This is a genomic window from Burkholderia sp. 22088, from assembly GCF_052045915.1.
Taxonomy (GTDB): domain Bacteria; phylum Pseudomonadota; class Gammaproteobacteria; order Burkholderiales; family Burkholderiaceae; genus Burkholderia; species Burkholderia cepacia.
Genome location: NZ_JBQEPY010000012.1, coordinates 247,193 through 268,185, shown reverse-complemented (window position 1 = coordinate 268,185; position 20,993 = coordinate 247,193). Strand labels below are relative to the sequence as shown.

General features: G+C 66.6%; 19 protein-coding genes and 1 tRNA gene. 7 read left to right on the top strand and 13 right to left on the bottom strand.

Going from position 1 to position 20,993, the window contains the following annotated elements; translation table 11 throughout:
* Window positions 1–54: 54 nt before the first annotated feature.
* Genes ACTJLD_RS23955 through ACTJLD_RS23945 form a run of 3 tightly spaced genes read right to left on the bottom strand, consistent with a single transcriptional unit; the run spans window position 55 to window position 1,641 of the window.
* The gene (locus tag ACTJLD_RS23955) at window positions 55–771 is read right to left on the bottom strand and encodes a hypothetical protein (RefSeq protein ID WP_440659778.1); all 717 of its coding nucleotides are present in this window, start codon (window positions 769–771) and stop codon (window positions 55–57) included.
* A complete protein-coding gene (locus ACTJLD_RS23950; RefSeq protein ID WP_440659777.1) occupies window positions 771–1,340 on the bottom strand; it encodes an Imm53 family immunity protein in 570 nt (189 codons plus the stop codon). Before ACTJLD_RS23950 ends, ACTJLD_RS23955 begins: the two co-directional genes overlap by 1 nt.
* Before the next feature lie 37 nt (window positions 1,341–1,377).
* A complete protein-coding gene (locus tag ACTJLD_RS23945; protein ID WP_440659776.1) occupies window positions 1,378–1,641 on the bottom strand; it encodes a hypothetical protein in 264 nt (87 codons plus the stop codon).
* A gap of 587 nt (window positions 1,642–2,228) precedes the next feature.
* Between ACTJLD_RS23945 and ACTJLD_RS23940 the strand changes: the two genes are divergently transcribed.
* Together ACTJLD_RS23940 and ACTJLD_RS23935 are read left to right on the top strand one after the other, a co-directional pair.
* Window positions 2,229–2,305 (top strand) — tRNA-Val (locus ACTJLD_RS23940).
* A gap of 321 nt (window positions 2,306–2,626) precedes the next feature.
* Complete coding sequence (locus ACTJLD_RS23935) at window positions 2,627–3,142, top strand: DUF2628 domain-containing protein (protein WP_048024032.1); 516 nt, start codon at window positions 2,627–2,629, stop codon at window positions 3,140–3,142.
* A 119-nt stretch (window positions 3,143–3,261) separates the two neighbouring features.
* On the opposite strand, the gene ACTJLD_RS23930 is transcribed toward ACTJLD_RS23935, so the two are convergent.
* Entirely contained in the window at window positions 3,262–4,143 is an 882-nt protein-coding gene (locus tag ACTJLD_RS23930) for a sigma-70 family RNA polymerase sigma factor (RefSeq protein ID WP_060205368.1), read from the bottom strand.
* Complete coding sequence (locus tag ACTJLD_RS23925; protein ID WP_059694499.1) at window positions 4,143–4,619, bottom strand: carboxymuconolactone decarboxylase family protein; 477 nt, start codon at window positions 4,617–4,619, stop codon at window positions 4,143–4,145. The genes ACTJLD_RS23930 and ACTJLD_RS23925 overlap by 1 nt, the downstream gene beginning before the upstream one ends.
* A gap of 558 nt (window positions 4,620–5,177) precedes the next feature.
* Between ACTJLD_RS23925 and egtB the strand changes: the two genes are divergently transcribed.
* The 5 genes from egtB to ACTJLD_RS23900 all read left to right on the top strand — a co-directional run bounded on the left by egtB (window position 5,178) and on the right by ACTJLD_RS23900 (window position 8,850).
* Window positions 5,178–6,401, top strand: a complete 1,224-nt coding sequence (gene egtB / locus ACTJLD_RS23920; RefSeq protein WP_124544925.1) for an ergothioneine biosynthesis protein EgtB — start codon at window positions 5,178–5,180, stop codon at window positions 6,399–6,401.
* Complete coding sequence (gene egtD / locus ACTJLD_RS23915; RefSeq protein WP_060084387.1) at window positions 6,385–7,398, top strand: L-histidine N(alpha)-methyltransferase; 1,014 nt, start codon at window positions 6,385–6,387, stop codon at window positions 7,396–7,398. The genes egtB and egtD overlap by 17 nt, the downstream gene beginning before the upstream one ends.
* Window positions 7,399–7,690: 292 nt before the next feature.
* Complete coding sequence (locus ACTJLD_RS23910; RefSeq protein WP_027788766.1) at window positions 7,691–7,996, top strand: hypothetical protein; 306 nt, start codon at window positions 7,691–7,693, stop codon at window positions 7,994–7,996.
* Window positions 7,997–8,033: 37 nt separating this feature from the next.
* Window positions 8,034–8,288, top strand: a complete 255-nt coding sequence (locus tag ACTJLD_RS23905; protein WP_060316389.1) for a hypothetical protein — start codon at window positions 8,034–8,036, stop codon at window positions 8,286–8,288.
* Between the two features lie 187 nt (window positions 8,289–8,475).
* A complete protein-coding gene (locus ACTJLD_RS23900; RefSeq protein ID WP_124815907.1) occupies window positions 8,476–8,850 on the top strand; it encodes a hypothetical protein in 375 nt (124 codons plus the stop codon).
* A gap of 255 nt (window positions 8,851–9,105) precedes the next feature.
* On the opposite strand, the gene ACTJLD_RS23895 is transcribed toward ACTJLD_RS23900, so the two are convergent.
* The 8 genes from ACTJLD_RS23895 to ACTJLD_RS23860 all read right to left on the bottom strand — a co-directional run bounded on the left by ACTJLD_RS23895 (window position 9,106) and on the right by ACTJLD_RS23860 (window position 20,878).
* Window positions 9,106–12,132: a type III restriction-modification system endonuclease gene (locus tag ACTJLD_RS23895; RefSeq protein ID WP_321939477.1), complete on the bottom strand. Its 3,027-nt coding sequence runs from the start codon at window positions 12,130–12,132 to the stop codon at window positions 9,106–9,108.
* Entirely contained in the window at window positions 12,132–14,150 is a 2,019-nt protein-coding gene (locus ACTJLD_RS23890) for a site-specific DNA-methyltransferase (RefSeq protein ID WP_124533423.1), read from the bottom strand. The genes ACTJLD_RS23895 and ACTJLD_RS23890 overlap by 1 nt, the downstream gene beginning before the upstream one ends.
* Window positions 14,151–14,500: 350 nt before the next feature.
* Window positions 14,501–15,631 carry a porin gene (locus tag ACTJLD_RS23885; RefSeq protein WP_059694493.1) on the bottom strand — a complete coding sequence of 377 codons (1,131 nt, stop codon included), beginning with the start codon at window positions 15,629–15,631 and terminating at the stop codon, window positions 14,501–14,503.
* A 281-nt stretch (window positions 15,632–15,912) separates the two neighbouring features.
* On the bottom strand, window positions 15,913–16,590 hold the full coding sequence (locus ACTJLD_RS23880; protein ID WP_027788760.1) for a response regulator: 678 nt from the start codon (window positions 16,588–16,590) through the stop codon (window positions 15,913–15,915).
* Window positions 16,591–16,602: 12 nt separating this feature from the next.
* Window positions 16,603–17,970, bottom strand: coding sequence for a sensor histidine kinase (locus ACTJLD_RS23875; RefSeq protein WP_440659783.1), 1,368 nt, complete (start codon window positions 17,968–17,970; stop codon window positions 16,603–16,605).
* 88 nt (window positions 17,971–18,058) lie between these two features.
* Window positions 18,059–18,916, bottom strand: a complete 858-nt coding sequence (locus tag ACTJLD_RS23870) for an ABC transporter permease (protein ID WP_088611334.1) — start codon at window positions 18,914–18,916, stop codon at window positions 18,059–18,061.
* Between the two features lie 38 nt (window positions 18,917–18,954).
* Entirely contained in the window at window positions 18,955–19,752 is a 798-nt protein-coding gene (locus tag ACTJLD_RS23865) for an ABC transporter ATP-binding protein (protein ID WP_060197236.1), read from the bottom strand.
* A 121-nt stretch (window positions 19,753–19,873) separates the two neighbouring features.
* Window positions 19,874–20,878, bottom strand: coding sequence for an ABC transporter substrate-binding protein (locus tag ACTJLD_RS23860; protein WP_059694516.1), 1,005 nt, complete (start codon window positions 20,876–20,878; stop codon window positions 19,874–19,876).
* Window positions 20,879–20,993 lie beyond the last annotated feature (115 nt).

Here is a 20,993-nt window from a genome sequence, read left to right as displayed (position 1 = left end):
TGATCGTCTCGCAACGGCACCGGTTGCCTGCCCGTCATGCCCTCTCCTTTGCGTTCACGCTGGCGCAGCGTCATCGCCCAGGCCGCTGCGTTTCAACACCTCCCGCAGGCACACCGGACACACATACTCACCGGCGTCCCACAGCCGCACGAACATGGCCGGATCGTCGATCCGGAACGTCGAATCGACGATGTCGATATCCGGCCCGAGCACCTTGCGCAAAAACGCTTCGTCGAACCAATACTTGGGCTCGTGCTTCACACGGGCATCGATCACCCGCACGACGTGACAATCACGGATCACATCGATCGTGAGAATCGCCGTTTCGATATCCGGCGACGCCCGCGTCGGCCGGATCAGCCCGTGAAGTTCGCATCGCGCGAAATCGCTCGGCCACTTTGCATTCGCCGCGACGACGGACGTATCGAACGCCTGCTCTTTCGTCGTCGGTTGATGAGGCACCTCGCCGGAACGCACGAGCAGTTCGTCCAGACACGCCAGACAGACATACGCGCGCATGCGCTCCAATGCCGCGATCTTCGGAAATGCCTTCACGTGCGCGACCCGATCGACGAAGATCGCATCGACCTCGTGCTCGTCGAGTTCGGCGCGCAACATCCACATCTCCCGGCTGTATCTCGGCCGGTCGAGCGAGACCTTCACGAGTTCACCGGGCACACACTGCCCGCGCAACCTGATGCGTGCGTCCACACCCTTCGATGTTGTCGCCGTGGAAGCGCGTCCGTGTCGATGGCAAACGATCGGTCCCATTACTCACTCCAGTTGCGAGCGCCGCTTGCGTCGCCCTGTTCTTTCTTCGGTTTCGTCGCGCCGTGGAAGACATCGAGCGATCGCACACCACATTCATCGCGTTTCGATGACGCACTGTCTCGGCCCGCGCCAGGCGATCGCACATTCCCCGCGACCGGATTGCCGAGCGAAGCCCAACCGTGCCAGCTCATCGGCGGCGACCACCTTGGCCACGACAACCGCAACATGGCCGGCAATCTCCGTCGCCAGCATTTCGTCGACAGGTGCCTTCGTCGATCGCTTCGACCTTCGTCGTTCGTCGCGCGCCAGTCAATCCACTCGACCGCGAGCGCGAGGAGCTCCGGCAAATTGCCCTGGCCGCCGTAGCCGGCGAATTCAGCGCTGGTCGCGCGCACGGATATCCAGTCCGACTCGTTGCGCTCGATCGACAGATCGATCACCTTGCCGGACGTCGCGCCGTCGAGCTTCACCTTCCATCCCGGATTGTCCAGCGTGACGACCTCGATGCCGTGCGCGTGTTCCCAGACGCCATCGCAACGCGATTCGTACCAGCGCTGCAGCGCAGTCAAAGAATCAATCATGTGCCTGTGTCCCTCGTCATCCGGTTCACACCGTTGCGAGCCATCTGACGATGTCTTCGATGTCTTGGCGAGACAGCTTTCCGACGCGATCGACAAACACCCCGTAGCCGAGATCGAACTTCACGTTGAATCGCTCGCCTTTGTAGCGGCAGCACAGGACGTCGGCTTCCGGGATCGACACGCGTTGCTCGAACACGATGTCGCCCGGATGTTGCTGCATTCGATGTACGACTGTGTCGATGTCGAGCGTGTCGAGCGTGTCGAGCCTGGACAACGAAGAATCGGTCATGTGTCGTGAGCCTGTCCGCCGGGTCTTTGCATCCTCGATGCCGGCGATTCTACAGACATGACGGTTCGCACATCACCCACGCGCTTCACAGCTTCCCGATTCGTTCTTCTGTTCGCCGCACGCAGTGCATATCCCGGGCGGATCACAGTCGACGGACTGTGCTTATCCAAAGGTGTTAACAGGGTTCGTATATATACGTAGTGATAGTTAACAAGCGCTGTGCCTCACAGTGGATAACCTCCGTAACGCACTGAATTTTCAGCGCGAAGCGGGATGCATAACCATGGGTGTCGCACGTGAACAGCTCCGCGCAGCACAGAACAACTTTTCGTCGATTCACAGACTCGCCGACATATCCTCAATCGTTCCACTGTGAATCCAGAGGCTTGCCGGACGGTTATCCAGAGGGCAATGTGGATAACATCACCGCGCATCGACGCGTTTTGCTGTGATGCGAAGCGGTGAAAGCGACGTGCCCGGCATCGCCAGGCGCCAGCGATCGTTTGCCCCCGCACGCGCCGATTCAAAAAATTTTCACGAAAGGGCTTGTGCTCCTCAAAAACCCTCTCTATAATTCGCGGCTTCTTAGGCTCGTAGCTCAGTTGGTTAGAGCACCACCTTGACATGGTGGGGGTCGTTGGTTCGAATCCAATCGAGCCTACCAACGAACAAAATGAAGGGGTCCGGCAGCGCAAATTGCCTACAGGCAACGCGGCTCGCCAAACATACAAACGCCACGCGGCAACCTCGCGTGGCGTTTTTCTTTTTCCGGCCGAAACAACGCGAAACGACGCATATCGCCCCGATGCGTTGCGCGATCCACGGCATCGCATCTCCACCGACATCCTGGCCCGTGACACTACGACCTGCGCTGCACGGCGGGTAGAATCGTGTGCGACCGAAGCGGCTGCTCCGTTCGATTTTCACCGCACCCGACCACATCAAAACAACAACGCGCGACCCGCGCGACTGAGAGCACCCGACCATGTCCGACGTCACGACCGCCGCATCGTCCGCGAGCAACGACGAAATCGCCGCTTATGTCGGCAAGAAGGCTGCCTGGTTCGAGCGGAAATGGACGATCGCCGCGTCGCGCAAGAACCGGCAGTCGTGGAACTGGGCAGCCTGTTTCCTGGGCCCGGTCTGGATGGCGTATCGATGCATGTACTGGCAGGCCGCGGCCGTCCTCGGCGCGTCGCTCGCGATCACGCTGGTCGAGCTGCTGTTCTTCCCGACATACTTCGAATCGAGCACGCTCGATCCGGTCACGATCGGGATCGCGGTTTCGCTCGGCTGGTACGGGAACGGCCTCTACAAGGCGCACGTCGAGCGCCGGATCGACAAGCTGCGCCCGAACGCGACGTCGCGCGAATCGTTTCTCGCGTTGCTGGAAGCGCAGGGCGGCACGAACTGGCTCGCGGCGACCGGTTTCGCGATCGCGACGCCGTTGCTCGGCTTCCTGATGATCGTGATCCGCAACGTCGTGGTCGGCACGTATTGATCGCACGAGTACGAGCGCGAGCACGCACCGGCGGCCGGTAAAGCAGGGCGGCAGGACGGTGAACAGCGCGCATCGCGGCCGTGCCTGCGCATGGCACCCGACGCGCGATCCCGCCACCTTCAGTGCAGATGCTTCAACTTGTCAGGATTGCGCACGACATAGATCGCGACGATCTTTCCGTCCTCGATCTCGAGCGCCGTGGTCTGCAGCTCGCCATCGGATTCCAGCGTGACGAAACCCGGCAGCCCGTTGATGAACCCGGCACGCACGAGCTTCGATGCATGTGTCGCAAACAGCTCGGCCAGATACTCGTGCACCTTCATCACGCGTTCGAAGCCGAACACCGGCTTGCCCGCCGCCGAGCGCTTGCCGCCACCGTCCGAATGCAGGCTCACGTCCTCGGCGAGCATCGCGCCGAGCGTGCGCATGTCGCCGCTGCGTGACGCGGCAAAAAACGCTTCCGCCAATTCGATCCCGCGCTGTTTCTCGACATGGAAGCGCGGCCGCGCCTCGCGCACATGCGTGCGGGCCCGCGCGGCGAGCTGCCGGCACGCGGCCGGGTCGCGCTGGATCGTCGTGGCCACTTCGTCGAACTCGAGGCCGAACACGTCGTGCAGCAGGAACGCCGCGCGTTCGAGCGGCGAGAGCCGTTCGAGCGCGAGCAGCAGCGGCAGCGTGACGTCTTCCTGTTCGTCTTCCTCGACGACCGGCTCGGGCAGCCACGGGCCGATATAGGTCTCGCGCTGGTGCCGTGCGGACTTCAGCTGGTCGAGGCACATGCGCATCACCATGCGGCGCAGGAACGCCTCGGGCACGCGCACCTCGGTACGGTCGACGTCCATCCAGCGGATGAACGCTTCCTGCACCATGTCCTCGGCATCCGCGACGGAACCGAGCATCCGGTACGCAACGCGGATCAGCGTGCGACGCAGCGGGTCGAAGCTCGCCGCCGCGTCGGCCTGTGCTTCGGCGCTGCCCCTGGCCGGGTCGAGGGTCGGCATCAGGCCACCATCTTCGCGGCGGCGGCCTTCGCGTCGGCCGGGTCAATCCACAGCCCGAAGCCGACGGCGAGCCGGTTCCAGCCGTTGATCACGTTGATCATCAGCGTGAGCTTCACCTGTTCCTCCTGGCTGAAGTGGTCGTTCAGCGCCGCGTAGGCTGCTTCGTGTGCGGCGTGGCCCTCCGACAACCGCGTGAGCGCTTCGGTCCAGCCGAGCGCCGCGCGTTCGCGGTCGGTGTAGCAGGGCGCTTCGCGCCACGCGGCAAGCAGATAGATGCGCTGCTCGGTCTCGCCTTGCTCGCGCGCCTCGGCCGTGTGCATGTTAATGCAGTTCGCGCACGCGTTGACCTGCGATGCGCGGATCTTGACGAGCTCGATCAGCGTCGGCTCGAGGCTCCCGGCAGCGGCGACCGATACGGTCATCCAGTTCTTCATCAGCGCGGGGGCGGCGGCAAACGGATTGAGTTTCGCAGTCATGGTCCTTCTCCTTTCGTGTGGGTTCCGGTGACATGACGAGCGAGCTCCCCGCGTGTGTGACATCGGCGAAAAATTTTTTCGAAGCGCGTTTGGCCGCGGATCCGGACGAAGGGCGGGGCGGTTCATCGTCGTGCCGGTCGCGGCGCACGCACACGTTCGTCAGACAAATCCGGGCATCTCGGGGCATTCACTCACGATCGCTGCGCGGATGTCATGGGGCGTCAGCAGCCCGCCTGCGCGGACCGGCGCGTCGTGCACGGCGTTCACGCCCGAACCGGCAGGCCTGCCCGGCGTGTCACGCGTGCGACACGCGCGCAGCCAACACTTTCATTTCTCTTTCGTTCGCGTTTCACCGGCATCCCGATTCGCAGCATTCACATTTCTGGACCATACTGTTCTGCACGGGCAGATGAAGTGACGCCGCATTCGCGGCCCGGCGCGCGCGCCGGCTGCCCGTCGACGCAGCAGCAGGTTGCACGTCAGCCGCGCGCATCATGCGCAAGGCTTTCCCTTTTCCGGCAACGCAACGCAGCGAATCGCGACGTGGACGGTAAACCGATGAGCCTCCTTGCATCACAGCTTCAGCGCCGTTACCAGGACGTGCGCACCCATAGCGTCGCGTTGACCGCGACGCTGTCCGCCGAAGACCAGGCCGTGCAGTCGATGCCCGACGCGAGTCCGACGAAATGGCATCTCGCGCACACGACCTGGTTCTTCGAAACCGTCGTGCTGATGCGCCGCGTGCCCGGCTACGCGCCGTTCGACGACGCATTCCAGTTCCTCTTCAATTCCTATTACGAAGCGCTCGGCCCGCGCCATCCGCGGCCGCAGCGCGGGCTGCTCACGCGCCCGTCGCTCGACGAGGTGCATGCGTACCGGCAATACGTCGACGACGCGATGCTGCGCGCGCTGGCCGGCGCCGATGCGGCGCTGCTCGATACGATCGCACCCGAGATCGTGCTCGGCCTGCATCACGAGCAGCAGCACCAGGAACTGATCGTCACCGACATGCTGCACGCGTTCTCGTGCAACCCGCTGAAGCCGGCGTTCCGGCCGCGCAACGGGACGGACGCGGACGCGATGGCCGCGGGCGATGCGGGCGCGCTGCACTGGCTTCACCAGCCGGGCGGGCTCGTCGAGATCGGCCACGACGGCGATGCGTTCTCGTTCGACAACGAACGGCCGCGTCATACGGCGCTCGTGCGGCCGTACGAGATCGCGAACCGCCTCGTGACGAACGCGGAGTTCGCGGCGTTCGTCGCCGACGGCGGCTACACCCGCCCCGAGTTCTGGCTGTCCGACGGCTGGGCCACGGTGCAGCGGGAAGGGTGGCAAGGGCCCGCGTACTGGATGCCCGACGACGACGATGCGGCCGCCACGCGCGTCCGTCGCACGTTCGGCCTGCACGGCATCGAACCGCTCGCGCCCGACGCACCGGTGTGCCACGTGAGCTTCTACGAAGCGGCCGCATACGCGGAATGGGCCGGCGCCCGCCTGCCGACCGAATTCGAATGGGAAGCCGCGTTCCCCGCCGAAGGCATCCGGCAGATGCTCGGGCACGTGTGGCAATGGACGCGCTCGTCCTACGAGCCGTACCCGGGCTTTCGGCCGCTCGCGGGCGTCGCCGCCGAATACAACGGCAAGTTCATGGTCGGCCAGCAGGTCCTGCGCGGCAGCAGCATCGCGACGCCGCCCGGGCACGAACGGCCGACGTACCGCAATTTCTTTCCGCCGGCCGCGCGCTGGCAATTCACGGGGGTGCGACTTGCGCGAGACGTCTGACCAGACGGCCACGAGCGGTGGCCAGCAACCCGCCCGCGATTCGCGGCCGAGCGCGTTCGAGCGCGACCTGATCGACGGACTGTCGCGTACGCCGCGCAGCATTCCGCCGAAATACTTCTACGATGCGGCCGGCTCCGCGCTGTTCGATCGCATCTGCGAACTGCCCGAGTATTACCCGACCCGTACCGAGCTCGGCATCCTGCGCGATCGCGCGGCCGAGATCGTGCGGCGCGTCGGCCCGCATGCGGAACTCGTCGAATTCGGCGCGGGCTCGCTCGAGAAGATCCGCGTGTTGCTCGACGCGTTCGCGGGCAACTATGCGAACGCGCCGGCGCGCTACGTGCCGGTCGACATCTCGGCGGACTACCTGCACGGCGCAGCCGCGCGGCTGCGGTCGGCCTATCCGTGGCTCGACGTCGCGCCGATCGCCGCCGACTACACGAAGGCCGAGCAACTGGCCGCGCTGACCGCGACACCGGCGCGGCGCATCGGTTTCTTTCCGGGCTCGACGATCGGCAATTTCTCGCGGGACGAAGCCGACGCATTCCTGCGCGATGCCGCACGGCTGCTGCGCGGCGGCGGCCTGCTGGTCGGCGCCGATCTCGTGAAGGACGCGCGCACGCTGCACGACGCGTACAACGATGCGCAGGGCGTCACCGCGCAGTTCAACCTGAACCTGCTGGTGCGCGCGAACGCGGAGCTCGGCGCGGATTTCGACGTCGACGCGTTCTCGCATTGCGCGTTCTACGACAGCGCGCGGCAGCGCATCGAGATGCATCTCGTCAGCGATGTCGCGCAGACGGTGCACGTGCGCGGCCACGCGTTCCGCTTCGACGCCGGCGAGCGCATCCATACGGAGAATTCGCACAAGTTCACGATCGACGGCTTCCATGCGATCGCGCGCCGCGCGGGATTCGCGCCCGATACCGTGTGGACCGACGCGGACAACCTGTTCAGCGTGCACTGGCTGCGCAGCGTCGACGATATCCGCGCGTAACGCCCGCTGTTGCGAACCGCTCGCGCCGCGCGGTGCGGGCGGTTCGCGTCCCGCGCACGCCGGCGAGCTCGATCGAATCGCCCGGTTTCGTGCCGAAACGCCCTTTTTACCGGCCCGATGCATCGCCGCAACGGTGTTTCGAGCACGGCCTCGCCCTTGTCCCGCAAGGCTTTGCGGGCATCCGTAAACGTCCGTTACCTGTCTCGCATACCCGTTTCACCTGTGTCTGTGTCCGGTGCCTAGACTCCGAACCGTATTCACATGACGCACGACACGTGCAGGGAGTCGCGAGATGAGCAAGAAACTTATTCTCGGTGCAGTTCTCGGTGTAGCGGCGCTGGCAGCTTCGGGGGTCGCGTCGGCCCACGTCGACCTGTCGGTCGGCATCGGCGTGCCGGGCGTCTACGCGGCGCCGGCACCGGTCTACGTCGCGCCGCCGCCGCCTGTCATGTACGCGCCGGTCGGCTACCGCGATGACGGCTGGCGTGACGATGGCTGGCGTCGGCGCGAATGGCGCGAACACGAGTGGCGCCGCCGTGAATGGCGCGAGCACGAGTGGCGCGACCGCGGCGGCTGGCGCGGCGGCCGCTGGGACTAAGCGGCCCGGCTGATCACCACGAGAGGAGAGTGACAACATGACGCCCATTCGTCACATCAGGCTGTGTGCCGCCGCTGCTGTCGTGGCGCTCGCAACGATCGGCAGCGCGCATGCGGCGGGCTGCATGAAGGGTGCGGTGGTCGGCGGGGTCGCCGGCCACTACGCGGGGCACCACGCGGTCGTCGGTGCGGTCGGCGGCTGTATCGTCGGCCACCACATGGCGAAGAAGCAGGCGCAGGAGCAGGCCGCGCAGCACAAGGCCGCCGCGCAGGGCATGCAGCCGCCGCAGTAAGCACTTCACCACCGGGGCGGCGCCCACGCGCCGCCACCGCCTGCTTCGTTCCCCGTTCATGCAACACCCGGATTGATCCGACGAATGTGCACCGCGCGCACCGTTACGATCATTTACAACGTCGTGTGGCGCAAATTTGGCGCGTTCATAGAATGCAGTCACACGAACGCGCTCCAGGGAGCACAAGATGAAACAGCAACGATATCTGTCCGTATTGACGGCCGCGCTGCTCGCGCTCGGCTCGGTGTCCGCCTACGCGGCGGCCGGCGGCAATGGCGGTGGCAACGGTGGCGGTCATGGCGCAGGCGGCTCGGGCGGCAACGCGGGCGGCATGTCCGGCGGCCACATGAGCGGCCAGGCGCTGAGCAACTCGAACGGCATGCACGCGGGGGACCGCGACAAGGGCCTGTCGCGCGCAGCCGACCGCTCGGATACGATCGCCGATCGCGCCGGCGTGCAACCGGGTCGCGGTCACACGCATGGGCAAACGCATGGCCATGCCGCGCATGCGTCGACGTCCACGCATCGTTCGCATCACAACGCATTCGGCCGCACGCTGTAAGCGCGGCACACGCATGCGGGAAAAGGGCGCTTCGGCGCCCTTTTTTTCATCGAGGCACCGCATCGCCGCCGTCGCGCGGAAACGTCGTGCCGACCCGATTTGCAACCAGCCGTAACCGCGTCGTACTCGCGCAGGAACACGGATCGCCTTCACGCGGATGACGGAAGAGAATCCGTCGCGTGAAGAGGGCGCCGCGAGGGTGTCCGGCACGCTCACCAACGCAGAAAAAAGGGCGGCTCATCGCCGCCCTTCGTATCACCGCCCGGCGCCTGCCAGCGGCACCGCAGGTTCGAACAACGCATCGGCCTGCCTGACGCGCACGAAGCGCGCCGCGCCGTCGCCGTCCACCAGTGCACGGAAATGCGCTTCGCCGCACGCGAGCTTCGCACGCTCGTGCTCGCTCGGCACATGGCCGTCCGTATTCGGCGTATCGACGACGAAGTACAGCCGCTCGCCGCCGTCCTGCTCCGCGAGCACGGCCCAGTCCGGGTGATAGCTGCCGAGCGGTGTCTGCACGCGGAACCACGCGGGCAGCTTCGCGTACAGCTTCACGCCGTCGTGCGCCTCGAGCGCATCGGCGAACGCGCGCTCCGCGTCCGTCTCGCACACGACCGCTTCGTGGATCGACTTCTGCGCGTCGGGCCGCAGGTTGCGCAGGTAACCCGTCAGCGCCTCGCTTTCGAACGATTCGAGCGCATGCACATGGCGCTCGCCGAGCTTGCGATACGCGATGCCCGCGACGAGCGCGAGCCGCTTGCAGCGGTTGATCGCATCGGCCGCGACCGCGATGAACTGCTGCGGATTCACGCGGAAATCGTCGAGCCGGCCGCTGTCGGCCAGGATCGTCGCAAGCGAACGGCGCGTGAGCTGCGTGCGGTCCTGCAGCTCGGTGAGCAGGTCGGGCAGCGGCAGTTCGCCTTCGTCGAGCAGCACCGTGCCGGCGCCGGCCACCTCGATCGCCTCGATGCCGGCCTTGCCGATATCGATCTCGGCCTTGCGCCACTGCAGCCGGGCGCGCGCGATATCCGGCGCGTCGTGCAGCGCGGCCGCGCAGTCGCGCACGAGCTTCGCGTTGTCGAATTCGACGCGGTACACGGTGCGATGACGGATGCGGTCCCACAACGCGCGGAAATCCTCGCCGAACACGACGGCCTTGCCCGACGCATCGCGCCGCAGCGCGATCGCACGGCGCTCGTCCGCGTTGCGCACGGCAAAACGGCCCGACAGCTTGCGCAGCGTCGCGACGATCGGCGCGCGCAGCATCTCGAACGCCTCGGGCAGCACGAGCGCGCTCTGGCGCAGCGCATCCTTCAGCCGGTCGAGCACCTTGCCCTGCGCATCGACGTAACCCTGCTCGTGCAGATGACTCCACAGCACGCGCGACAGCTCGATGCCGAGCGCATGCGCGGGCGCGTCGCCTTCCTGGACGGGCAGCGCCGCGAACTGGTGTTCCTCGACGATCCCGAAACGGATGCCCGTATCGGCCTCGATTTCCTTCTGCAGGTTCTCCGCGAACGACTCGTAGCGCTCGGTCGCGATCACGGTGAGCGTGTTCACGCCCGGGTCGCGCACGCGTTCGCCGTCCTGGTCGACGGCAAGGCGCAACCCGCGGCCGAGCGTCTGACGGCGCTCGCGCTCGGTCTGGATGTCGCGCAGCGTGCAGATCTGGAACACGTTCGGGTTGTCCCAGCCTTCCTTCAGCGCCGAGTGCGAGAAGATGAACTTCAGCGGCGTGTCGAACGACAGCAGCGCTTCCTTCTCGCGCATGATCAGGCCGTACGCGCGTTCCGCGTTCTCACGGGCCGCCGCGCTGCTTTCGCTCGTATCGGTCCAGCCGCCCTTGCGGTCGATCGAGAAGTAGCCGTTGTGCGCACGCTCGACTTCGAGTGCGACGTCGACGCCGTCGAACAGCGCACGGTAGGCCGGCACGCGCGCCGCGCGCGCATATTCCTCTTCGAAGATCAGCGCGTAGTCGCCCTTCACGGGCACACCGTTCTCGTCGTAGCGGCGATAACGCTCGACCGAATCGACGAAGAACAGCGACAGCACCTTCACCCCGCGCTCCGCGAGGCGCAGTTCCTTGTCGAGATGCTCGCGGATCGTGCGGCGGATCATCTCGCGCTGCACGGCGAGCGTATCGATGTCGCCGAACGCCTCGCCGAGCGACAGGAACGCCTCGCCTTCCGGATGGCGCAACTCGACGTACTCGGCGCCCTTCACCGCATGCACCTCGCCGATCCGCAGCCCCGCATACAGCGCGCGCCGGGTCAGGCGTTCGAGATCGTCGCCGTCGGTGGCCGTCACGATCTGGCGCTTCACGCCGGCCGCCGTCGCGACGTCGAGCTCGACGCGCGCGCTGATCGCGCCGCGCCGGTTCGACACGCCGACGAGCCGCACATACGGCTTGTTGTGCGCATCCTCGACGATCGCCGACGCGATCTCGATCTGCTTCACGAGCTTGCGTTCGTAAGCGTCGACCGCGTCGAGCCGGTACACCATGTGGTGACGGTCGACGTGCGTGGCCGAATAGCGCAGCGTGCAGAGCGGCGCCATCGCGGCGAGCGCTTCGCGCCCGCGCCCCTCGAGCCCGCCGTCGACGCTTTGCGGCTCGTCGACGATCACGATCGGCCGCGTCGCACGGATCAGGTCGATCGGCTTCTCGCCGCCGGTCTTCTCGCTGTCCTTGTAGAGGTTGTTGATTTCCTTCTTGTTGATCGCGGCAACCGTCATCACCATGATCTGGATCGCCGCGCTCGCCGCGAAGTGGCGCACCTGGCCGAGCTTCGCGGAGTCGTACAGGAAGTAGTCGTACGGCACGCCCGCGTACAGCGCGCGGAAGTGATCCTCGGTGATGGAAAGCGTCTTGTGCACGCCTTCCTTGATCGCGATCGACGGCACGACGATCACGAACTTCGTGAAGCCGTAGCGGCGGTTGAGCTCGAAGATCGTGCGCAGGTACACGTAGGTCTTGCCGGTGCCGGTCTCCATCTCGACGGTGAAGTCGCGCGAGCCGGGCAGGCCGGACGGCGGCAGCCCGCCGCGCAGCTGCACGTCGGCGAGATTGCGCGCGAGCGCGTCGTCGGTCAGCGACAGCCGGTTGCCGACGCCCTGTTCCGACACCGCGAAGCCGAGCGAACCTTGCGCGGCGGCCGTCGTGCCGGGCGCGGCGTTCGCGAGCACGCTGAAGTCGCCGCGATACGATTCCTGGCCGCGAAACAGGTCGCAGACGGCGTCGATCGCCTCGCGCTGGTAGTCGAGATCCGCTTCGAAATGCAGCCGCATCACAGGCTCCGCACGCGCTTCACGCCGTGCTGTTCGAGCAGCGCGGCGAGATTGAGCTTCGCGACGTCGTCGACGAAGCCGCTGTCGCGGAACAGGCACGTGACGTCGTGCGTCGTGCCGGTCGCGTCGAGCAGGTCGACGATGCCGTCGGCGAGCGGGCCCGCGTCGTCGCGCGAGATGCGCGCATCGAAGCACGCGACGATCGCGCGGCCGATCAGGTGCACGGTCTTGCCCGCCACCTGGTGATGCTCGACCGGCGTGCACAGGTCGAGGCCAAGCTTCAGCGTCAGTTCGGCGAGCAGGTCGTCTTCGGTGCGGCCGGTCTTCACGTGCTCGACGGATGCGAACAGCGCGTGGTCGAAGTCGTCGCGGCGCGGGTCCCACTCGATCACGTTGGTCGTGTCGAGCCGGTACACGCGGAAACCGAGGTCGCCATAGCTTTCCGGGTAATCGCGCGCGACCTGCTGCGCGGCGCGGCGCAGGCGTTCCTTGGTGATTTCGGCGAGCGTCAGCGGCTTTTTCAGCTTCGCGCAGAAATCGGCGGCCGCCAGCTGCGTCTTGTCGCGGCGGTCGAGCGCTTCGGGCAATTGCACGAGCACGTAGCGGCGCGCGCCGCCGTCGGTCGCGTTCACCTGCATCACCGCGTGGCCGGTCGAGCCGGAGCCCGCGAAGCAGTCGAGCACGATGTCGTCGCCGCGCGTGCACCAGCCGATCACGGCCGCCGCGAAATCGACCGGCTTCGGCAGGTCGAACGGGATGCCGAGCGTCTTCAGGAGCGCGTCGTCGGAGCCGGCGAACGGCAGCACCGACGGCACGTTCTCGTACATGTTCTCGTCGAGGTAGTAGATCCGCTGCGGCTGCGTGGTTTCATCCGCGCCGAACTCGATCTGGCCGCGCTCGATCAGCGCCTGCATCGTCGCGGGCGGGTTGCGCCAGCCGCGCGCCGGCATCGCGCATGGCTTGCCGGTGACCGGGTGGATCAGCGGCGTGAAATACTCTTCCGGCGCCTTCTTCTTGTTCGGCCAGGCCATCGACACGAGACGGTACACGCGCCCGTCGGCCGACAGCCGGTCGTACATCACCTCGCCGCCCGACAGGTTGGTCTGCGCCTTCATCCACGCGCGGTACGCCTTCTGCGCGTCCTTCGCGTTGCCGCTGCGGTACACGGCGTCGTGCGCGGCGTCGAGCATGCGCTGCGCATTGCGCTTCGGGCGCTTGAGCGGCGCCCGTTCGAGCAGCGTCTCGGCGTTGCGCGCGAACAGCACCAGCGATTCGTGCTGGTACGCGACGCCGCGTGCGTCGCCCTTCGGGTTGCGCTTGTCCCACACGGCGACGCCCAGTTCGTTCTCCTCGCCGAAGATCTCGCGCAGCATCAGCACCAGCGCATGCACTTCGTGCTCGTCGATGTGCACCGCGATCAGCCCTTCGTCGGACAGCAGCGCGTGCGCGAGCTTCAGGCGCGGATACATCATGTTCAGCCAGTCGGTATGGAACCGGCCGTTCGCCTCGGTGTTGGTGCTGCGCTTCACGCCGCCCTGGGTCTGCCCGGTCATCGCCAGGTAGTGGCGGATGCTGTCGCTGAAGTCGTCCGGATAGACGAAATCGCTGCCGGTGTTGTACGGCGGGTCGATGTAGACGAGCTTCACCTTGCCGGCGTAACTCTTGTGCAGCAGCTTCATCACGTCGAGGTTGTCGCCCTCGATCACGAGATGGCGCGTGTCGTCCCACGCGACGCTGTCGTCGGGGCAGGGCCGCAGCGTGCCGGTCGACGGCGTGAGCGCGGCCTGGCGCGCGCTGCGCTTGCCATGCCAGTGGAAGCCGTAGCGTTCTTCGGCGTCGCCGACCGTGCGATCGCCGACCAGCGCCTTCAGCACGTCGATGTCGACCGACGCGCCGCCGGGGCCTTCGGTCACGAGTTCGGGGAACAGCGCCTTCAGGCGCGCGACGTTGTCGGCGGTGAAATCGGTCGACATCGCCTGCGGGCTGGCCGCATCGAGTTTCTGCATCGTCTTTTCCATCGGAGCCCGGCCGCGCGCGCCAGGACGTCGGGCGCGCTCACGGCACCGGCGGCAATGGCCACCCGGGCAAACCCGAAACGCTATCGAGTCGACCGGCCGAGGTCAAGCGCCGATGTGGCCCGATCGTGCGGGCATCGGCCGCGATCGCCCGCCCCACGGGCCGCAAGCGGCTTCGGGCCGGTTGTCGCACGGGCGGCCGGCGGCCGTTGTCCGGGCACTCCGGAGCGCCGCGGAAAGGACGAAAAAAAGGGCACGGTCGGCGCGAAGTGCCGGCGTGCCCGCATGGAGACATCCCGGAGGGAGGGAAAGGCGGGGTACCGCAAGCCCCGCCCGGATGTCCGGCCCGCAGGTCAGAAACGCGTGCGGATGCCCGACGTCAGTTCGAGCTGGTTCTTCGCGCCGAACGTCGACGACACCGTGTAGCCGCCGTGCAGCTTCATGTAGTCGCCGGCCAGGTACACCTCGGTGCGCTTGCTCAGGTGATAGAACACCGACCCGTAGATCGTCTCCTTGAAGCCGTTGGCGACGCCGTTGGTCAGGCTGAACGCGCCGAGGTTCGCGTTCGGCGTGAAGCCGTCGGCGTTGTTCGCGGCGTTCTTGATGCGCATCTGCTGGTAGCCGAGCTCGTAGTCGAGCGCGCCCTTCGGCGCGATCTTCATCGACACCGTCCACGAATCGTCGTGACGCTGGCCGAGCGGGCCCTGGTCGCCGTTGTAGCGGAAGTAGCCGGCGTTCAGGCGCACGATGTCGAACGTGTAGTTGCCGCCGACCGAGAACGTCTGGTTCCTGAAGCCGTTGTGGTTCACGTGGTTGTAGAAGCCCGACACGTTGAACGGCCCGCCGTTGTAGCCGAGCGCGGCCTGATACGCGGAGCCGGTCGCGAACGAGGTCGAGTTGCTGAACTGGTAGCCGGCGCTCGCGAAGATGCCGTTGCTGAACAGCTTCTTCCACGCGACGCCGTTGTTGTAGCGCGTGCCGGTCGGGCCGGCCGCGTAGAAGATCATCTGCTTGAAGTTGTTCGAGTTGGTCCAGCCGCCTTCCTCGGTCGACAGCCTCGCGGAACCGTACGCATCGCCGTAGATCGCCGCCGAGTCGCGCGCGATCGTGTTCTGGAAGCCGGCCGTCAGCTTGCCGAAGCGCTCGTCCTCGACGCCCACCCATGCGTCGCGGTCGAAGATCTGGCCTTCATCCTCCATCTGGCCGTTCGCGACCACGAATTCGCTTTCGAGGCGGAAGATGATCTTCGTGCCGCCGCCGATGTCTTCTGCGCCGCGCAGGCCCCAGCGGCTGCCGCTGAACCACGGCTCGCCTTCGTTGCCCATCCCGATCACGTGCTTGCCGTTCGCGTCGGCGTGGGTCCGGTAGGTCGGAAAGCTCAGGTCCATCAGGCCGTAGAGCTGCACGCTCGACTGCGCATGTGCCTGGGTGCCGGCGCACAGGCCTGCCGCCGCGATGGAAAGGGCAAGGGTTTTTCGTTTCAAGATCGTCTCCTCCGAGCTGCCGCATTGAAATCTGTTCGTTGGCAGTACGCAATGTATGCCGGATGTTGACGGCCACAGCGAGGGGGCCGACATCTAGCATCGTAGAGGGGGCAATCCTTCACGCCGCTTTCCCGGACTCGGGAATCGGATCGGTGAAAACACCGAACGCGCAACGATCACGGCTCGGGCGCACGTGCACAAGCGGGCCTGCCGGGCATCCGGCTGGCCTGGTCAACCTTTCGTGCTACGAATCGACGTCCGGTGCGGCGGGTGCGTGCCCGTCAGTCGTGCGCGCTCTTCATGCGCAGGATGTAACCCAGCCCGCGCAGCGTGATGATCTCGGCCGTGCTGCCCGCGAGATGCTTGCGCAGCCTGTGAATATAGATGTCGATCGCGTCGGCGCTGGGCTCGTCGTCGAGTGCGAACACGCTGTCCATCAGCCGCGCCTTCGATACCGTCTTGTTCTGCTGCAGCATCAGCGTCTCGAGGATCGCGTGCTCGCGGCGGCGCAGCGCGAGCACCGTTTCGCCGCAGCGGAATTCGCGCGTGCCGAACGCATAGACGAGATCGCCGCACACGAGCTGCGTCGTGCCGACGCCGGCCTGCCGGCGGATCAGCGCGCGAATCCGTGCGACCAGTTCGCGCGATTCGAACGGCTTCACGACGTAATCGTCGGCGCCCGCGCCGAAGCAGTCGACCTTGTCGTCGACCGAACCGTGCGCGGTCAGCATCAGCACCGGCACGTTGTCGTTGCGGCGGCGCAGCCGCGCGAGCACTTCCTTGCCGCTGATGCCGGGCAGGCGCATGTCGAGCAGCACCGCGTCGTAGCGTTCGGTCTTCAGCACCGTGTCGGCGCGCTCGCCGTCGCCGACGGAATCGACCGCGAAGTCCTCGCCGCGCAGCAGGTTCACGATCCAGTGCGCGAGTTCGGCGTTGTCTTCGACCAGCAGGAGTTTCATGGCGACTTCTCTTCAGGCGTAGGCGGGCAGCCGCACGGTCACGACGATACCGCGATTGCCGGCCCCCGGCGCGAGCGACGCGCTGCCGCCGTGCGCCTGCGCGATTTCACGGACGATCGCAAGCCCGAGGCCCGAGCCTTCGGTGTCGGCCGACACGCGGTAGAACCGCTTGAACACGTGCGGCCGCGCTTCGGCCGGGATGCCGGGGCCGTTGTCGATCACGTCGAGCACGATCGCGTCGCCGTCGCGGCGTGCGGCCACCGTCACGCAGCCGCCGGGCTGCGTGTAGCGCACCGCGTTGTCGACGAGGTTCATCACCAGCGCGGTCAGCAGGCTGTCGCTGCCCGCGACGTCGAGCCGCTCGCCGAGATCGGCGCCGAGATCGATATGGCGCCGCTGCGCGAGCACGATCGTTTCCTCAAGCACGCTCGATACGACGGCCGCGAGATCGACGCGCTGGGTCAGCAGCGTCGACGGCGTGGCCTCCGCATGCGCGAGCAGCAGCAGCTTGTCGGTCACGTCGGCCATCTTGCGGCTGCTGCGCTGCATGCTGTCGAGCACCGACGCGAGCTCCGGATCGTCGTGCCCGCGCCGCTGCGCGTACTGGATCTGCGTGTCGAGCACCGCGATCGGCGTGCGCAACTGGTGCGCGGCATCCGCGATGAAGCGGCGCTGCGTGGCCGTGTGCATGTTCAGGCGCGCGATGCACTGGTTGATCGCATCGACGATCGGCCGCAGCTCGTTCTGCAGCCGCTCGGGGCGGATCGGCTCCAGCTCCATCGGCCCGCGGTCGGCCACGTCGTCCTTCAGCTTCATCAGCGGGCGCATCTCGAAGGTGAGGCCGAGGTACACGAGCCCCATCGCGAGCATCAGCATCAGCGACAGGCGCACGAGCTGCGGCCGCCAGATCGTGGCGATCATCGCGCGATGCGAGCGCGTCGTCTTCGCGACGACCACCGTGACCGTCTCGACCTGCCCTTCGTCGTACAGCTGGCGATCGTAGGCCACCGCGCGCAGCGGCACGCCGTCGAGCGACGTGTCGTACAGCGTCGGCTCGACGGCGTGCCGTGCGGGCACGTCGAGTGCCGGCGTGCCCGCGAGCAGGCGGTCGTGCCCGTCGATCACCTTGTAGAACACCGAATCGCGCGACGGCGATTCGAAGATCTCCAGCGCGGCCGGCGGCACGTCGGCGACCGGCAGCCCGTTGCGCCATTCGACGTCCTCGCCGATCGTGCGCGCGGATGCGACGAGCGCGCTGTCCTGCACGAGCGCGGCCGTGGTCCGCGCGGTGTCGTACGACATCGCGCCCGCGATCAGCACGAACACCGCGAGCGGCAGCAGCAGCCACCACAGCAATCGCCCGCGCAGGCTGTGCGCCATCCTGTTGCGCTCCTTCTCCGGAATGCCGAACCGCGCCGGGAGCGCCGGCGCGGTCGGAAGTGTCATGTCAGGCGTGCGCCGGCGGCGTTCAGAACGCCGCGGGGCGCCACTTCAGCAGCCGCTTCTCGAGCCAGGTCAGCAGGTAGTCGGCGGCCAGCGCGACCACGGCCAGCACGATCATCGCCGCGAACACGCCGCTCGCGTTGAACGCGCCCTGGGCGGTGGAGATTAGCAAACCGATGCCCTGCTTGGAACCCAGGAATTCGCCGACGACCGCGCCGACCAGCGCGAAACCGAAGCTCACGTGCAGGCTCGCGAGAATCCAGCTCAGCGCGGACGGGATCACGACCGACGTCGTGATCTGCCGGCGCGACGCGCCGAGGATCTGCGCGTTCGCGATCAGGTAGCGGTCGGCTTCGCGCACGCCCTGGAACGCGTTGCCGAACACGACGAAGAACACCATCACGACGGCCAGCGCGATCTTCGACGCCATCCCGAGGCCGAGCGCGATCACGAAGATCGAGCCGAGCACGACGCGCGGAATCGAGTTCGCGATCTGGATGTACAGGCCGAACACGTCGGCCATCAGCTTGTTGCGGCCGAGCACGATCCCGCAGATCACGCCGGCCACCGAGCCGATCAGGAAGCCGATCGTGGTTTCCTCGAGCGTCACCCACACCTGCGTGAGCAGCGGCCCTTGCGACGTGCCGTTGACGAACCAGTCCTGGATCTGCGCGAAGATCAGCGTCGGCTGCGAAAAGAAGAACGGGTCGATCCACTTGAGCCGCGCGGCGAGTTCCCAGCCGCCGAGCACGACGACGAGCACCGCGATCCGCAGGCCGATGATCAGTTGCCGGCGGCGGCGCAGCCGGGTTTGCGCGGCGCGCGACTCGTCGTCGAGCGACTTCGCCGGGATGGCGGTGGGGGGAAGCGTCATGTCGGTCATGCTCCTGTCCTTGCTGTCCTTGCCGTGCGGCGTATGCGTCAGCCGATCTGCACTTCTTCGCGCAGGTCGTGCCAGATGTCCTTGGAAATTTCGATGAAGCGCGTGTCGTAGCGGATTTCCGACGTGACGCGCGGGCGCGGCAGGTCGATCTCGTACACGCGCTTGAGCGTCGCGGGGCGCGCGGTCAGCACGAACACGCGGTCGGCGAGCGCGATCGCTTCCTCGAGATCGTGCGTGACGAACACGACCGAGCCCTTGTTCGCGGACCAGAGCTGCAGCAGCTCGTCCTGCATCAGCGTGCGCGTCTGCATGTCGAGCGCGGAGAACGGCTCGTCCATCAGCAGGATTTCCGGCTGGTTGATGAAGGTCTGCGCGAGCGCGACGCGCTTTCTCATCCCGCCGGAGAGCTGGTGCGGGTAGTGCTTCGTGAACTTGTCGAGACCGACCTTGCGGATCCATTCCTCGGCCTGCGCATACGCGACGTCCTTCGAGCGGCCGCGAAACAGCGGGCCCGCCGCGACGTTGTCGATCACGTTGCGCCACGGGAACACCGCGTCGGCCTGGAACACGAAGCCGATGCGCGGATCGATCCCGTCGACCGGGCGGCCCATCACGCGCACGTCGCCCGACGCGGGCTTGAGCAGCCCGGTGATCAGGTTCAGCGTCGTCGACTTGCCGCACCCGGTCGGCCCGACGATCGCGATGAACTCGCCGCGCGCGACGCTCATGCTGAAGTCGCGCAGCGCGACGGTGGCCTTGCCTTCCGGCGAAATGAAGCGGCACGACACGTTGCGAAACTCGATCGCCGGTGTGCTCGGGGAGACTGCCTGGTTCATCGCATTCGTCCTGCGGGTGAGGAGGGCGCCGCATCGTGGCGACGCCGGGCCGGTCAACCGGGCCGGAACGGGGCACGCAAGGCGGCGGGATCGCCGCCGCCCGCGCCGCTTTCGGGATCGATCACTTCGCGTTCACGAAATCGTTCGTGTAGGTGCGCGCCAGGTCGATATGCTTGCCCTTCACCGACGGGTTGAACGCCGACAACACCTTCAGCACGGTGGCCGGGCCGTCGGCCGGCATCTTGCCGTCGGCGGTGTACATCGGCAGCGACGCCTTCAGCGCGCTCACGTACAGCGCCTTGTCCTTCTGATAGTCGGCCGGCATCTTCGCGGCGATTTCCTCGGCGCTGTGCGTGTGGATGAACTGCATCGTCTTCGCGAACGCATGCGCCAGCCTGGTCGCCTGCGCCTTGTGCGAATCGGCCCAGGCCGACTGCACGTACAGGCTCGCGGCCGGGTAGGTGCCGCCGAGCGCCGCGCGCGTGCCTTCCAGCGTGCGCAGGTCGACCAGCACCTTCGCGTCGCCCATCTTCTCGAGCGCGGATACCGTCGGCTCGGTCGTCATGCCGGCGTCGATGCGGCCCTGCTTGATCGCGGCGATGAAGCTCGCGTCGGCGCCGACCGGCAGCATCGTGTACTGCGTCGACGGCACGCCGTGCTGCAGCGCGAGATATTGCGTGAGGAAGCTGGTCGACGAGCCGAGGCCCGTCACGCCGAGCGTCTTGCCCTTCGAATCGGCCATCGACTTGAAGGTCGGCGCGGCCTTGGTCGACACCATCTCGACTTCGCCCGGCACCTGGCCGAACACGGCGATCGCCTTCACGTCCTTGCCCTTGCTCTGCAGGTCGATCGTGTGGTCGTAGAAGCCGACGACGCCCTGCACGGCGCCCGCGAGCAGCTCGTTTTCCGCGTCGACGCCGGCCGGCTGCGACAGCAGCTCGACGTCGAGCCCTTCGTCCTTGAAGTAGCCGAGTTCCTGCGTGAGCCGCGCGGGCAGGTAGATGAGCTTCGCGATCCCGCCGACCATGATCGTGATCTTGCCGCCGTCGTCGGCGAGGGCGGGGTGGGCGGCAAGCGCGCAGCTCAGGCTGGCTGCCACGGCGAGGGTGCGCAGGATGGGTCGCATCGGGTTGTCTCCGTTCGTTGTATTCGTCAGGCGCGATGCTTGCTGCATCGTTGCGACGAGTATAGGGACGTGAAACCTTCCGCAACCTTTCGCGGGACAGTGGAACCGTTAGGGG